This is a genomic window from Frankia sp. QA3 (assembly GCF_000262465.1).
Classification (GTDB): domain Bacteria; phylum Actinomycetota; class Actinomycetes; order Frankiales; family Frankiaceae; genus Frankia.
In genome coordinates this window covers 3272021-3286470 of sequence record NZ_CM001489.1, presented here as the reverse complement: position 1 = coordinate 3286470, position 14450 = coordinate 3272021, and the positions used below count along the sequence as shown (strand labels likewise).

Annotated in this window: 10 protein-coding genes; 1 reads left to right on the top strand and 9 read right to left on the bottom strand. The window is 75.5% G+C overall.

Annotated elements, in window-relative coordinates; genetic code table 11:
- Positions 1-52: 52 nt before the first annotated feature.
- Positions 53-301: a hypothetical protein gene (locus FRAQA3DRAFT_RS13525; RefSeq protein ID WP_009739598.1), complete on the bottom strand. Its 249-nt coding sequence runs from the start codon at positions 299-301 to the stop codon at positions 53-55.
- A 127-nt stretch (positions 302-428) separates the two neighbouring features.
- Here FRAQA3DRAFT_RS13525 and FRAQA3DRAFT_RS13520 point away from each other — a divergent pair, with 127 nt between their 5' ends.
- The gene (locus tag FRAQA3DRAFT_RS13520) at positions 429-1127 is read left to right on the top strand and encodes a CDP-alcohol phosphatidyltransferase family protein (protein WP_009739597.1); all 699 of its coding nucleotides are present in this window, start codon (positions 429-431) and stop codon (positions 1125-1127) included.
- A gap of 996 nt (positions 1128-2123) precedes the next feature.
- Here FRAQA3DRAFT_RS13520 and FRAQA3DRAFT_RS35045 read toward each other — a convergent pair.
- From FRAQA3DRAFT_RS35045 to FRAQA3DRAFT_RS31555, 8 genes are all read right to left on the bottom strand, one after another.
- Positions 2124-2282, bottom strand: coding sequence for a hypothetical protein (locus FRAQA3DRAFT_RS35045; RefSeq protein ID WP_157467353.1), 159 nt, complete (start codon positions 2280-2282; stop codon positions 2124-2126).
- A gap of 59 nt (positions 2283-2341) precedes the next feature.
- Positions 2342-3850 carry an NAD(P)/FAD-dependent oxidoreductase gene (locus FRAQA3DRAFT_RS13515; protein WP_009739595.1) on the bottom strand — a complete coding sequence of 503 codons (1509 nt, stop codon included), beginning with the start codon at positions 3848-3850 and terminating at the stop codon, positions 2342-2344.
- A gap of 10 nt (positions 3851-3860) precedes the next feature.
- Positions 3861-4988 carry a glycosyltransferase family 2 protein gene (locus tag FRAQA3DRAFT_RS13510; RefSeq protein WP_009739594.1) on the bottom strand — a complete coding sequence of 376 codons (1128 nt, stop codon included), beginning with the start codon at positions 4986-4988 and terminating at the stop codon, positions 3861-3863.
- A gap of 23 nt (positions 4989-5011) precedes the next feature.
- Positions 5012-5725: a bisanhydrobacterioruberin hydratase CruF gene (gene cruF, locus FRAQA3DRAFT_RS13505; RefSeq protein WP_035922898.1), complete on the bottom strand. Its 714-nt coding sequence runs from the start codon at positions 5723-5725 to the stop codon at positions 5012-5014.
- A gap of 107 nt (positions 5726-5832) precedes the next feature.
- Positions 5833-6420: a GNAT family N-acetyltransferase gene (locus FRAQA3DRAFT_RS13500; protein ID WP_157468347.1), complete on the bottom strand. Its 588-nt coding sequence runs from the start codon at positions 6418-6420 to the stop codon at positions 5833-5835.
- Between the two features lie 200 nt (positions 6421-6620).
- A complete protein-coding gene (locus FRAQA3DRAFT_RS13495) occupies positions 6621-9200 on the bottom strand; it encodes an FAD-dependent oxidoreductase (RefSeq protein ID WP_232292040.1) in 2580 nt (859 codons plus the stop codon).
- Positions 9201-9493: 293 nt separating this feature from the next.
- Positions 9494-10273, bottom strand: a complete 780-nt coding sequence (locus FRAQA3DRAFT_RS13490; protein ID WP_009739590.1) for a hypothetical protein — start codon at positions 10271-10273, stop codon at positions 9494-9496.
- Between the two features lie 5 nt (positions 10274-10278).
- On the bottom strand, positions 10279-14211 hold the full coding sequence (locus FRAQA3DRAFT_RS31555; protein ID WP_009739589.1) for a BTAD domain-containing putative transcriptional regulator: 3933 nt from the start codon (positions 14209-14211) through the stop codon (positions 10279-10281).
- Between the last annotated feature and the right edge of the window lie 239 nt (positions 14212-14450).

Sequence of the window (14450 nt, the reverse complement as noted above, 5' to 3'; positions counted from 1 at the left end):
GCGGGCGGCGGGGGTCTCGTCCCCGCCGGTGCCGCCCGGCGTCCTGGCTGCCCTACTCATGATCGTCGTAGGCGTCGAACACGCACAGCAGCCATTCGTCGCGGAAGGTCTGCTCGCGCGCCAGCGCGAAACCGGCCTGGTTGGCGGTGTCGATCACCGCCGCCACGAGGCCGAGGTCGAGGGTGTTGAAGACCGGGGTGATCCGCACCGCCAGGATCACCTGGTGGCGATGGGGGGCGAAGACCACCCGCGGGTCGAGGTCGTCGAGGCTCTCCACCACACCGCTTGCCTGCTCGGTCACAACACTCCAGCCCCGTCCGGGTCGCCGCCGCGGCGCGGCCGCATGCAAGACGACGCGACTCTATGTCCCGGGCACGATGACGTCCCGGGCACGATGACGTCCCGGGCACGATGACGTCCCGGGCACGATGGACGGTGTGCGCACCCCGGTACCCGATCGCGACACCTATCTTGCGCGCTGGTCGGCCCTGCACGGCGGCTACGACCCGCTGGGCGGACTGTGGTTGGTGCGCGCCTGGCTGACGCTGGTCCACCGGGTCGCGAGCCCGCTGGCCGCCCGCCGGGTGCCGCCGTCGGCGGTGACCATGGCGGGTGTGGCGGTCACCGCGCTCGCGCTGCCGGCCGCCGCGGCGGGGGGCCACTGGCCGCTGCTGGCGGTGGTGGTGATGGTCCTCGGGGGCGTGGCCGACAGCCTCGACGGAGCCGTGGCGGTGCTGACCGACCGGGTGAGCGCCTGGGGCTACGTGCTGGACTCGGTCGCGGACCGCTGCGGCGACCTGCTGTACCTGGTCGCCCTGTGGTACGTCGGCGCGCCGGGCGGTCTGCTCGTCGCCGCGGGGTGCGCGCTCGGGCTGCTGGAGTACACCCGGGCGCGGGCCGGCAACGCCGGCTTCGGGGAGATCGGCGTGGTGACGGTCGGCGAGCGGCCGACCCGGCTCATCGTCGCCGCGTTCGGGCTGGCGGGCGCCGGCATCGTCCCCGACCTGGCCGGCTTCGCCGGGACCGTGACAGCGGGCGCGACGCTCGCGGTCTGCGTGGTCGGCCTCGGCCAGCTTCTGGTGACGCTGCGTGCCGCGCTGTCGGGTGCGCCTCCGCCTCGTGACTAACCGAATGATTCCGAATTGTTCATTAGCTCTGGGTAGTCGCTAGCTGACCCTGGTGCGGCCCCGGCTGTTGCCGCCCGCTTGCCCGCCAGCCCGGCTTCCGGCCGGATGGCGGCCAGATCGTGCCGAGGTCTACGCACGGTTTTGCCGCCTTGAACCGCAACGAAGCCTCGGCACGACGCTGTGAGCGCGACTGGCAACAGAAGGTTGCGGCGGCCGGTGGGTGGCGCACCGAACCTCGGAGGGCATCGGCGTGGCGAGCGCGGAACCGCGCCACGCGTCCGGGCGGATTCCGGTCCGTGTTGATCCCCGCCCGGACCCGACCCACGCCATCAACGCACCACGGTCATCGCACTCCTGCCGCCCTCGCGTCATCGTGTCCACCGCCCGAGACGCCGTGCTGCCCCCGCTGACCCCCGCCGCCCCGCGGGAGCAGGCCGTATGCGGGAGATTTGTTCCGTATACGGACAGTTTTGATTGCCGAGCGATCAGCGTGGTTCGGAAGATTTTGATGGTCGCGGTTGACCGCTGGTTGTTTCTTTGTCTCTACCGGTGGTGGCCGTCGTCCCGCGCGCGGCCGACCAGGGCTGGAACGCCTCAGGCGGGAGCGTGGAGAAACTGGCTAGAAGATCCGCATTCGCGGATTTCTCTTCGGGGATACTCCCGGATCTGCGGATTCGTTGCTACGATCTGGCCATCCGCACAGTCGCCGATCGGCCGTGGGCCGCGGCCGCGTGACCGGCGAACTCCCGCACCCGCAAAAGATTCGGGAAATGGTGTCGTACCTCGCCCGCAGAATGTCCCGTCCGCGCGTCTGCGCGATGGTTCTGGCCCTGGCCGCGATCCTCGTCGTCAGCCTGCTGCCGACCTGGCGAGCCGCAGACCCACCTACACCGGCCCCACGCTCTACGACGTCCTGCAGGCGGCCCAGCCGACGTTCCGTAGCGACGTGAAGAACGACGCGCTGCGCTACGCCGCTGTCGTCCACGCCAGCGACGGCTACGAGTCGGTCGTCTCGTGGGCGAGATCGACCCCGGCTTCGCCGGCTCCGAGGTGCTGCTCGCCGTCACCCAGGACGGCGTGTCGCTGGCGGGCGAGGGGCCCCGGCTGACCGCCCCCGACGACACCGAGGGCGGGGCGGTACGTCTCCGGGGTCACCGCGGTGACGCTGGTCCGCGCCGGGCTGTAGGCCGCGGTCGCCAGGCTCGTCGGACCGGTCAGGCCGGCCCGACGAGCCCGGCGACGATGCCGGCGGACAACACGACCAGCGGCAGGCCGCCGCCGGGGTGGGTGGACCCGCCGACGAGGAACAGGCCCGGCACCCGGGCGGCGTTCGGTGGGCGCAGGAACGCCGCCCGGGCCCCGTTCGACGACCCGCCGTAGATCGACCCACCCACCGCGCCGGTGCGCCGCTCCAGGTCCGCCGGGGTGATCGTCTCGTACCATCGCAGCCGAGACCGCACGTCGAGCCCGCGGGCGGCGAGAAGGTCCAGGATGCGCCGGGCGTACCCGTCGGCCAGGCCCGGCTGGTCCCAGTCCAGCCCGCGCACCCCCCTCCGCTGCGTCCGGGGTGCTGCGTCGGCCGTGTGCGGGACGTGCGCGGCGGCGTTGACGAGGACGAACCACGCCTCCCCGTCCGGCGGCGCGCAGGCCGGGTCCGCCGGTGCGGCGATGTAGACCGCCGGGTCGTCGGCGAGGCGGCCGGCGAACACCGCGTCGAACTCGCCGTCGTAGTCCGCCGGGAAGGTGACCGTGTGGTGGCCCAGCGCCGGCGTGCTCCCGGACAGGGCCAGCAGCAGCACGAACCCGGACATCGACGGGGTGGCCCGCCGGACATGGCGCCGCCCGGCCCGGTCGTCCACCAGCCGGCCGTAGAGCGCTGCCGCGTCGATGTTCGCGACGACGACGTCGGCGGGCAGCAGGATGCCGTCGGCGAGGCGCACCCCGTCGACCCGGCCGCCGGGGGTGCGGGTCACCCTCAGCACCCGGGTGTCGAGCAGGATCCGGGCCCCGCGGTCCTCGGCCCGCCGCGCGATCGCCTCGCCGAGCCGGCGCAGCCCGCCCGGCACATACCACCCGCCGAAGCGGCGCTCGGCGTGCACCACCGACACCAGGGCGGCCGGGGCGCGCCGGGGGTCCGAACCGGAGTAGGTCGCGTAGCGGTCGAGCAGCATCCGCAGGCGTGGGTCGCGCAGGTAGCTGCGGCCGAGCCCGCGCAGGCTGCGGCCGGGGGCGACCGCCGCGACGTCCCCGGGCGAGGCCCAGGCCAGCCGGGCGAGCCCCCCGGCGCGTACCGGGCTGGACAGGAACGGTCCCTCGGCGGCGTCGAACACCCGCGCCGCCCGGGCGGCCAGGCGCCGCCAGTCGCCGCCGGCGCCGCCGCCGAGGCGCTCGTCGAGTTCGGCGGCGAAGGCGTCGTCGTCCGCGTGCGCGGCCAGGGTGGTGCCGTCGGCGAACCGGTAGGAGGCGATGGGGTCGAGGCGGCGAAGGTCCAGCTCGGCGCGCAGCGGCCCGCCGGTCGCGGCGAACAGGTCCTCGAAGACGCCTGGCATGGTCAGCAGGGACGGCCCGGTGTCGAAGCCGTAGCCGTCCCGTTCGTACCAGCCGAGTTTTCCACCGATTCGCGACGACTGCTCACAGACGGTGACGTCATGCCCGGCCGCGGCGAGGCGGGCCGCGGCGGCCAGCCCGCCCACCCCGGCGCCGATCACCACCACCCGGGCCACGGCGTCGACTCTACGAGCCGGCTGGCGGGCCGCGCCGCGGCGGGGGCGCCGTGACCGGCCGGCCCTTCCAGGTCGCGGTGCCGCGCCGCCGCCGCCACCAGGACAGCGCGGTCAGATATCCCAGCAGGCCGACCGAAACCGGGTGGGCGGCGGCGTCCGGCCAGCTCCGCCCGCCGGTGCGGCGGGCGGCGACCACCCGGCCGGCGACCCCGGCGAGGTAACCGGCCAGCCCCGCGCGGGAGCCGCGCGCCGCCGCGGCGGCCGGCAGGACGAACAGCCACCACAGCAGGCCGACCTGCGCGGCGCTGGCCGGCGGGCGGCCGCCGGCGGCGGCCAGCGACTTGGCGTAGCCGTCGCGCAGCTCCGCCCAGCCGGAGTACATCCGGTTCGTCGCCAGGGCGGTGCCGTCGACGACCACCCCGCGCCCCCCGGACCGCTTCACCGCCCGCAGCAGGGCGATGTCCTCGAGGATCTGGTCGCGGACCGCGGCGTGCCCCCCGGCCCGGCGGTACGCCGCCGCGTCCACGCACAGGAACTGGCCGCCGGCCGCGGCCAGCGAGGGCCGCGGGGACCGCTCGGCCGCCCGCAGCGGCAGCAGGGCCAGCCACGACCACGCCAGCAGCGGCTGGACCAGCCGCTCGGCCGGGCTCGCCGCGACCTGGCGCGGATACGGTGAGACCAGGTCCAGCCCGCTGTCGCGCAGCAGCAGGACGGCGCGGGCCAGCCCGTCGGCGGCGAGGGTCACGTCGGCGTCGACGAAGACCAGCACGGTTCCGGTCGCGGCGGCGGCGGCCCGGGCGCAGGCGTGCGGCTTGCCCAGCCAGCCGGGCGGCGGTCCGTCGCCGCGCAGCGCGACGAGCCGGCCGTCGCGCCGTGCCCAGCCGGCGAGGAGCCGCCCGGTGGCGTCGGTGGAGGCGTCGTCGTAGACGACGATCTCCAGGTCGGGCACGCACCGCGCGGCCAACAGGGCCGCCAGGCAGCCGTCGAGGCGGGCGGCCTCGTCGCGGACCGGCAGGATCACGGACACCCGTTCCGGCACCGGCCGGGCCGGCGGCGCCACCCGCAGCAGCCGGGCGTTGACCGCCGTGTGCACGGCGATGCCCGCGGACGCCACCGCCGCCGACCGCACCGCCGCCACCCCCACAGCTCGGGATCGTCCGGTCACCGGTCGGCGCGCCAGGGCAGGAGGGTCACGGCCAGCACCGCTCCCATCGCGACGCCGCCGACGACCGCGACGTCCGGTTCGCCGAAGAAGGCGAGGTTCGCCAGCACCGACGACAGGTAGGTCCAGGCCAGCAGGGTCAGCGGGATGCGCTCGTCGCGGCGGGCGCGGCGGGCCGGGTCGGGCAGCGCGAGCAGGGCCGCGGTCATGGCCGTCCCGACCAGTAGCCAGCCGAGGAAGTTCGTCAGCGGGATCCCGTTGAGCGCCGGGCCGCCGCCGAGCCAGCGCCAGTGCCCGGCGGTGACCATCTGCGGGTCGAGGAACAGATCCCAGGTGGCCAGCACCAGGCCGCCCAGCACGGCGGCGCGGACCGGGGCACGCCGGTGGCGGCGCACCAGCACGTAGGCGGGATAGGCCATCATCGCCCACGCCAGCGGCACCACGGCGGCGACGCCGAACAGTCGGGGCCCGAGCGAGCCGGCGTAGACGTAGCGGCCGAACGGGACGCCGGTGTGGACCCCGAGCGTCTCCACGGCGAGCCCCCCGCCGACGGCCACCACGACGAAGCCGGCGGTCCAGAGCAGGCCGCGGGTGGCCAGGGCATGCGCCGTCGACGCGATGACGAAGAACAGGACCGAGGCGACGGCCAGCGCGGAGCGCCCGGTGCTGCCGACCAGCGGGTAGGGGATCTGCACCGCCACCGTAGCCAGCACGGGAACCCATCCCCAGGCCAGCGCTCGGCGCACGGGCGGTTCGCCCGGGATGCTCCGGCCACCGGGCCGGGCCGACCCGAGCGCCGTGGACGCCGGGCCGTCGAGGGTCACCGCACGGGTGCCGGCTCGCCGGCGTCCTCGGCGCGCTCGCCGTCGGGGCTGGTGGCGGACGGGCCGCGCAGCTCCTTGCCGAGCACCGCGTACGGGGTGAGGGTTCCCGGGAACTGGAAGTCCGACAGCAGCGGGACGAATCCCTCGCTGGCGTACAACCGGCGCGCCCGGCTGCCGGCGGGTTCGAGCGCGGACAGCGCCGCGGTGCGCTGCGGGACGTCCCGCAGCAGCTCCCGCAGCAGCTGGCGGCCGATCGTGCGGCCCTGGTAGGCCGGCAGCACGTGCAGTTCGACGATCTCGAGGCAGTCGTCGAGCCAGTGCGCGGCCGAGGCCGCCGAGGCCGCCGCGATTGCGTCCACGACGACGTCGTGCCACCACTGCCCGGGCTGGCCGGGCAGTGCGTAGGTGATGCCGACGAGCCTGTCGTCGGGGGTGACGGCGGCGACGGCGCGCAGGTCGCGGCGATCGAAGTGGCGACGCGCGTGCAGGGCCCGGTCCCGGGCGGCCCGGACAGGGTCGGGCTCGTGGTGATCGAGGAACGCGGCCTTGTAGACGGCGATCACATCATCGAGCCGGGCCCGCATGCGGCTGGGCGACCAGCGGACCACACTCACGTCCCCGTCGGTCACCGGCGTCGCCTCCTGTCCGTCCCCCGGCGCGTCGACCTGGTCCCGCGAGCGGGTCTGGCGAGCCAGGAGGTCGGGGCACACCATCACGTTGCTCGACGATAACGCGCCCGTTGCGGGGCGCGCCGGGCAGCGGGAGTGCCTGCCACGTAACGTCATCACTCTGATGCGCAGAGAGTTATCTCCGGGATGTGTGGGAGGCCGATCCGGTCGCCTGCCATCGCGAGGCCCGCGCAGCGGGGAGCACCGTCGAGCAGGTCCGCGACCAGCATGGCGACCGCCGGAGCCTGCACCGCGCCGCCCGCGTTCGTCCCCGCGGCCACCAGGACCCGGCCGGCGTGGCCCGGCAGTGCGGTGACGACGGGGAGCCCGTCGGGGGTGGCGGGACGTTCGCAGACGCGCACGTCGCGCACGTCGAGGCCGCCGTCGGCCCGGCGCAGCGTCGGGAACAGGCCGGCGATGGCCCGTTCGGCGACGGCCCGCAGCCCCGCGGTCCCCTCCGTGGCGGCCTCGCGCCCGGCGAGCCCCAGATAGCCGAAGCCGCTACTGACGTGGATGAGCGTGCCGTCGGGAGATGAAGTGATGTTCATCACGCCAAGGGGGTCGCCGGCGTGGATCTTCGCCGGGCGGCGCAGCCCGGGGTTCGGCAGGGTCAGCGACAGGCCGAGTAGGTGTGCCACCGCACCGGCCCCCGGCCAGTCGGCGCCGAGCAGCCGGTCCAGGTCGCGGCCCCCGGTGGTGATCACGACCCGGTCCGCGGGCAGCACCGAGCCGTCGTCGAGGAGCAACCGCACCCCCGGCTCCGGCCGCCCACCCGGACCGGTCCCGGCCGAGATGTCGCTCCTCGTCGAATGGCTGCCCGGATCGAGCCCCCGTACCCGGACGCCAGCGCGGACCTCGACGCCGAGGTCCGCGAGCCGCCCGCCCAGCGCCGTCGCCAGATCGTGGATGTTGACGGCGTAGCCGTCCACCTCGACGGCGCCCGCGATCTCCCGCACGCCGCCGGGTAGCGGCACCGAGGCGCCCAGTCCCGGCCAGTCCCGGGCCAGCACCTCGCCGGGCAGGCGCACGGCGCCGGTGTCGGCGGCGCGCTGGAGCCGCTCGCCCGCGGCGAGGTCGGCGCCGCCGAGGTAGATCCGCGCGAGCCGGCCGTCCCGGCGCAGCCCGGCCAGCCAGCCCGTGCCGTCGACGGCGAACAGGTGCTCCCAACCGCGCAGCCCCAGCCGGTTGAGGGCGATGACCAGCTCCTGGGCCGTCGCGTGCAGCCCCGGCCGGTCGGTGCGCCGGTCGAACGCCTCGGCCCAGGCGAGCTCGGCCGTGCTCAGCGAGGCGGGGTCGCGCAGCCGCCAGCCGCCGTCCGCCGGGCCGCGGCCGAGGATGCCGGCCCGGCCCGCATCCGCCGGTGGCAGAGTCTCGGTCGCCGACAGGTGCCGCGCGTTGGCACCCCCGAAGGTCGTGCCCTGCCGGTCCGGATCACTGCGATCCGCCGGGGCGGCGTCGAGCACCCGGACCCGGCGGTGCCCCCGCAGCCGCAGCAGCAGCGCGACGGTGAGTCCGACGATCCCGCCGCCGACGACCACCACGCCGTGGCCGCCCACGGCGGGATCGTCGGGTGCCGGGTCCTCGTCGACCCGGCGGTCGGTGTCCCGGCCCGCACCGGGATGATCGACCCGTCCCCGCGTCGCGGCAAGGTCGGATCGGGGGGAGCGGTCGGGTGCTGGCCCGAGCAGGTCGGTGCCGGTCAGCTCGTCCAGGTCCGCCCGCCCGACCACGGCGAGCACGGCCTGATCCAGGTCGTCGTCGCAGGCGGCGGAGCGCATCGCCGCGGAGCACAGGGTGAACCCGGCCCGCGGGGCGCCGCCGTCACCGTCGATCCGCGTCGCCAGCAGCTGCCGCACCGGGGCGAGCAGCCTGGGGGCGTTGTCCAGGACGACGGTGAGGTCACGCCGGTCGTAGGCGTCGAGCAGGGCGCGCTCGGCGAACACCTCGGGCTCGCTGACCGAGACGATCCGCTCGCCCGTGAACGCCTTGAGCTGCCACTCGCCGATCATCCCGGCGCTCGCCCACGGCCCCGCGTGGACGAGCGGCACGGCGACGGCGACCGCGTCGGCGGCCTCGAGGACCTCCTCCACCGTGCGGGCGACGTGCACCCGGTCGGCGGCCAGCCGGTGGTGCCGCGCCCAGGCGCCCACCGACGCGGGATCGGCGACGAGGGAGGGGGAGTGCACGACCAGGCGCCAGCCCCGCGCGCCGCCGGCCCGGGCCACCCGCCCGTTGATGTTGCCGGCGCCGAGCAGGCCGAGGGTGCCCGGCCGCCGCGGCCCCTGCTCCCGAGGAGTCGGCTGCTCCCGAGCGGGCGACGCCGCCTGCCCGCCCGCGGCGCCGAACAGCCGGTCGGCCATGAAGCGGGCGACGTGGCGAGCGTTGACCTCCGGCGTGTTGCGCACCGTGATCCGCAGCCGGGCCGCGGCGGCGGTGTCGACGGCGGCCAGCGAGGTACCGCGGCGGACGAGCAGGAGCTCCCGGTCGGCATCGGGCCGCCCCGAGCCCGCACGGACCGGACCGCCCACACGCACCGCCGCGGCCCATCGTTCGAGAGTGGTGGCGTCCACCGCGTTCGCGCCGACGACCAGCGTGTGGGGGCGCAGTTCGACCAGCGCGTCGGCGAGTTCGGCCGGGCGGGCGGCCAGCTCCGGGCGCAGGACCGCGGTGCCGGCCTGGCCGACCAGGTCCGTCACCCGGGCGCTCACCGCTGTGGCGATCAGTACCCGGCGGTGGGGGGTCGAGGCGTGGGGGACCGGGGGGTGCGGTGCTGGACCGCGGGGCGTCGGCTCGGGGGGTGCCTGGCCTGCGGACACCTGGGCACGTGCCTGGTCACGGGGCATCGGCATGCGGTTCGCTTCATCCGGTTCGTCGGGCTGCCTCATCCGGATCGCCGCCGGACCTCCCCACCGTGGCGGACGTCCGTCAACGGGTTGTCAAACCGCCGGACCCCGTGCCGGCCCGGGGTGGCCAGGCCGGCACGGGACCTTCAATGCGCCGTCAACGTCGGGTCGGGGATCAGGGCCAGCAGCGGATCACGCCCGCCGAGGGTGCCGCGGGAGCCGAGCACCGCGAACCGCGCGAACAGCTCCTCGCTGTACCAGCCGACCTCGGGGGTGCGGCGGACGACCTCGCTGTGCGCCGGCCGGCCGTAGGCGAACCGGCGCAGCGACACCGCGTCCTGCCAGAGGCTGAACGTGCCCTTCAGGCCGATCGGCGCCTCGCCGATCCCGGCCGCGAACAGCAGTCCCTCGGCCTGGGCGAGATCCGCGGCCACCGGCGGGACCGCCCGGCGGAAGGCGAGCGTGTGCCGGGCGGCGACCCGGGCCCGCGTGATCACCGCCACCTTCGTGCCGGCGGCGGTGGTGCTCGGCGCGGCCGTGGCCACCGAGTCGCCGAACGGCTCCTGCCGAGACCACCGCCCGCGCGAGGACAGCGGGTGCAGGTCGATGCGCCACCGTTCCTCGGCCAGCACCGACCAGGCTCGCACCTGCGCGGACCGTTCGAACGACCGTGCCGCCGACGGCGTCTCCCAGGCGGCGACCATCGCCCACTGACACGGGTCGGCGCCGCGCAGGCCGAGGCTGCTCGCCGAGCCGGTGCCGAGCAGCTTGGCGAACGTCAGCCCGGGGACGTGCCGCAGCGCGGACCGGTCGGCGGCGACCCGGGCCAGGGCATGGCCGATCCGGCGTCGGGGGACCCGCCAGAAGTCGACGGTCACCAGCAGGGCGGCGGGGTTGGCCGGGTTCATCGGGCTCGCCGTTCTCATCGCGTTCATCTCCGCACCGAGGACAGTCGCAGCAGGCCGTCGCGGACGGCCCCGTACTTCTGCGTGAAAGCCGTGGACACGACTCCGGCACCGGCGTCGTCGCGCAGCGGCACCACCCGGGCGCGGCCGATGCCGGACAGCGCGTGCCGGCCGTTGCCCGCCACCGCCGCGACCAGGCCGTCCGGGCCGCTGCGGCGCAGCAGCGCGGCCAGCTCCGGGGAGGCGATGTACACCGCCCCGTCGAGGCGGACGAACTCGGCGCGCACGTCGAGCGCATCGGCGTCCGACGGGGAGACCTGCAGCGGTACGCGCAGGTAGTCGTCCAGGGCGGCGCTGCCCTCCGGGCTCCACAGCCGCTCGAAGTGCTGCTCGACGAACTGGACGAGGGTCGAGGAGATCGTCGCCTCGTGCTGGGTCGTGGCGGCCGAGGAGTAGCCGACCGGGAAGCTCGACACGAGCGCACCCGAGTCCCAGCGGTGGTAGGTCGTCAGCGGCTGCTCGGCGTAGAGCCGCACGGCGAGGCGGGGACGCAGCACCGGGGTGAGCCGCTCCCGCAGCCCGTCCAGGACCAGCAGGTTCGCCCGGATCTCACCGGGCACGTCGACGCGGTGCGACAGGTCGGCCGCCCGCGCCGCCGCGGCCGGCGAGTCCGGGTCGAGCAGCAGGATCTGGACGATCGCCCCGGCGTCGACCGCCGCCAGCACCGCGTCGGTGAAGGCGTCCCGGTGCGGCGAGGAGACCAGGTCCGTCCACGTGTTAAGTAACCGCACGCTGCGCCGCGAGGCGGCGACCCGGGCGATGAAGTAGGCCGGGTCGAAGGCGCCGAGCAGCCGACCGCCGGTGAACTGGGTCGGCTCGGTGGTGACCGGCGCCGTCAGCCGCTCCTCGGCGGCGGCCAGCTCCGGGGAGCCCTGCTGACGCAGCAGCGTGATGCCCTGCTGCCAGGAGCGCCGGGCCCCGGGATGGTCGTCGAGCTGGGCGAGGATGTCACCGCGGCGGACCAGCACGCGCGGCTCCCACAGCGGATCGGGCAGCTCGGCCAGCAGCGGCAGGCTCTCGTTGTAGGCCGCCAGCGCCTGCTCGGGCCGCTGCTGGTAGCGGTAGAGATCGCCCAGTCGCCGCTGGGCCTGCGCCTCCAGCGGCAGGTTGGCGAGCTCCCGGGCGATCGACAGGCTCATCGTCAGGCAGGTGATGCCGTCGGTGAGCTCGTTGCGGTCGCCGTGGGTCATGGCGACGGCGACCAGCGTCTCCGCCTCGATGCGGCGGGCCCCGGCCCGCCGCATCGTCCCCAGGCAGGTCTCGAAATGGGCCAGCGCCGCGGCGAACTCACCGCGCCCGCGGCAGGTGTCGGCGAGCCCGCGCACGGCCCGTGCCTCGCCCAGCTCCGCGCCGAACCCGGCGAAGATCTCCCGCGCCCGGGTGAAACGCTCCGTGGCCAGCGCCAGGCGCTCGAGCGCGTCGCGGGTGACCGCCACCGCCGGCTCGCCGTCGGGATCGGTCCCGGCGGCGTCGAGCCGCCAGAACGCCTCCTCGAAGGTCAGGATGATCTCCCGTTCCCCGAGGCTGGTGAGCAGCTCGGCCTCGGCGAGGCGGTGCCCCGTGCGGCGGGCGGCGGCGAGGCCCAGGGCGTGGGTGCGCGCCCAGTCGCTCCAGTGCGCCGCGAACGCGTAGAACTCCGCGGCCTCGGCGGCGAGCAGCCAGGTCGGCTGGCCGAGCCCGGCCGCCTGCGCCTGCTCGACCAGGGCGAGCAGGTTCGAGCGCTCCCCGCCGAACCAGACCAGCGGCCGGCGGACGACCTCGGCGAGGTCCGCGCGGGCGAACCGGGCGGCGGCCTGCGCGGCGAAGCCGGCGTCCGCCCCGTCGACGGACAGGGTCCGGATTCGCCCGGGGCTGAAGGTGTCGACCGCCTCACGCAGCATCACCAGATAGGCGTACAGCAGTCGGCTCAGCGCCGCCTGGTGTTCGCCGGACAACGTCGGCGGATCATCGAGCTCCGCAGCGTCGCGGCCGCCGCGGCCGCCGTCGCCGCCGGCGGCGATGCCACCTTCGGGCGCAGCCGCGGGGGAACGGGAACCGTGCCCGGCGCCCGCCGGCTCCGCGGTCGCCGGCTGGCCGATCGCGGTCCCGACGCCGGTCTCCCGTTCCCGGGCGAACACCCGCAGCAGGTCGTGGAACCGGTAGCGCTCCGTGCCGGCCGCGTCGACGCCGCGCCGCTCCAGCAGCTGCGCGTCGGCGAGGCGGTCCACGACGTCCTCGGCCTCGTCGAGATCGACGTCGAGCACCGCCGCCGCGGCCCACGGCGCGAAGTCGTTGACCGCGGGCAGCGACAGCAGCCGGAAGGCGCGCTGTTCGTCGGCCGGCCGACCCTCGTAGCTCAGCGAGAAGCTGGCCCGGATCTCCAGGTCGCCGACCTCCAGCCAGGACAGCCGGTCGCGCTCGTTGGCGAGGCGGCCGGCGAGGCGCGCCAGCCGCCAGTGCGGGTGCGCGGCCAGCTTGCGCCCGGCTATCTGGATCGCCAGCGGCAGGTAGCCGCACAGGCCGACGATGTCGCGCGCCGCCTCGGCCTCCGCCTCGACCCGCGCCGCCCCGACCACCTTGGCCAGCAGCTCCACGGCGTCGCTGGGGATGAGGACGTCGACCATCCAGTACGGCACGGTGAGCCCGTGCAGCCGCGACCGGCTGGTGATGAGCACGGCGCAGCCCGGGCTTGTCGGCATCAGCGGGCGCAGCTGCGCCTCACCCGCCGCGTTGTCCAGGATGATCAGGACCTTGCGGGTGGCGAGCAGCTCCCGGTACATCTCCGCCAGGTCGTCGAGGTCGGTCGGCACCGCGGCCCGGCTGACGCCGAGCGCCTGGACGAACCGGGCGAGCACCCGCGTCGGCTCCAACGGCTCGCTGGTGCCGCGCAGGTCCACGTACAGCGCGTCGGTGAACCCGGCGCGGATGCGGTGCGCGATGTGCACGGCCAGGGCGGTCTTGCCGGCGCCCGCCTTGCCGGCGAAGGCCGCCGTGACGGTGCCCTGGGCCAGGGCGGCCTGATCGGTGAGCACGGCATGCGCCCGGGCCTGGATGGTGTCCCGCCCGGTGTACTCCGGAGTGTCCGGCGGCAGCTGATGGCTGCCGGAGCCGGCGGGCGCGACCTGGGCGGGGCGGCCCAGCGAGCGCGGCGGAGCCCAGGCCAGGCCCGGCGCCCCGCGCAGCACGTCCTCCTGTAGCCGGCGCAGCATCGGGGAGTCCAGCCCGAGCTCGTGCAGGGCCTCCAGGCCGTCCCGGCAGGCCCGGGCGGCGTCGTCGATCCGGCCGTCCCGGTAGAAGGCGACGACCAGCTCCCGGCGCAGCCCGTCATCGTGCGGGTGGCGGGCCACCAGCATCCGCAGGTCGCCGAGGACCTCCCGGTGCCGGCCCAGGGACAGATCGGCGGCGGTCCGCGTCTTGACCACGTCGAGCTGGAGTTCGGTGAGCGCCGCCGCATAGCTGTGCGCGAACGGATGGTCCGCGACGTCGACCAGCGGCGGCCCCCGCCACAGCGACTGGGCCTCCTGCAGCGGGGCGATCGCGCTCACCGGGTCGCCGTCGTCCACCGCCCGTCGGCCCTGCGCCAGCAGCCGCCGGACCCGCTCGACGTCGATCTGCTCCGCCCGCACGTCGAGGAGGTAGCCCGAGCCCTTGCGCAGCAGCATCCGCGGCGGGGGGCCGTCCGCCATCCGCCGCCGCAGCTCACTGACGTGGGTGCGCAGCGTGGCCAGCGCACCTTCCGGCGGCGGATCGCCCCAGATCACCTCCAGCAGCCGGTGGATCGGCACGACCTGGTTGGCCTCGAGCAGCAGGACGGTCATCAGGACCTTGCGCTGGGTGCCGCCCAGCGTGAGGGGTGTCCCGGCCGCGGTGACCTCCAGCGGACCCAGGATGGCGAACTGCAGGCTGTCGCGGTCGGGCATCTGGTCCTCTCGTCACGGCCCCAAGTGATGTCTGTTTATCGCAGCGTGCGCCCGCAGGGGAGCCCGCGGCAACCATCGATGCCCGCCGGACGCTGTCGTTTCCGCGTCAGGTCCGTACCCGGCGTGATCCCGGCGCGGCGCACGGAGCCCTTCAACGCTCGCTCAACGTCGGGGGTGACCGTGCGTGCAATGACTGTTGACGCTCCTGATGTGCACTTCAGGTCGACGAGAACCAAGGA

What these genes read in the sequence shown, in the direction of transcription:
- FRAQA3DRAFT_RS31555 (WP_009739589.1), bottom strand. Translation starts at nt 14,211, where the DNA reads ATGCCCGACCGCGACAGCCTGCAGTTCGCCATCCTGGGTCCGCTGGAG.
- FRAQA3DRAFT_RS13490 (WP_009739590.1), bottom strand. Translation starts at nt 10,273, where the DNA reads ATGAGAACGGCGAGCCCGATGAACCCGGCCAACCCCGCCGCCCTGCTG.
- FRAQA3DRAFT_RS13500 (WP_157468347.1), bottom strand. Translation starts at nt 6,420, where the DNA reads ATGCGGGCCCGGCTCGATGATGTGATCGCCGTCTACAAGGCCGCGTTC.
- FRAQA3DRAFT_RS13520 (WP_009739597.1), top strand. Translation starts at nt 429, where the DNA reads ATGGACGGTGTGCGCACCCCGGTACCCGATCGCGACACCTATCTTGCG.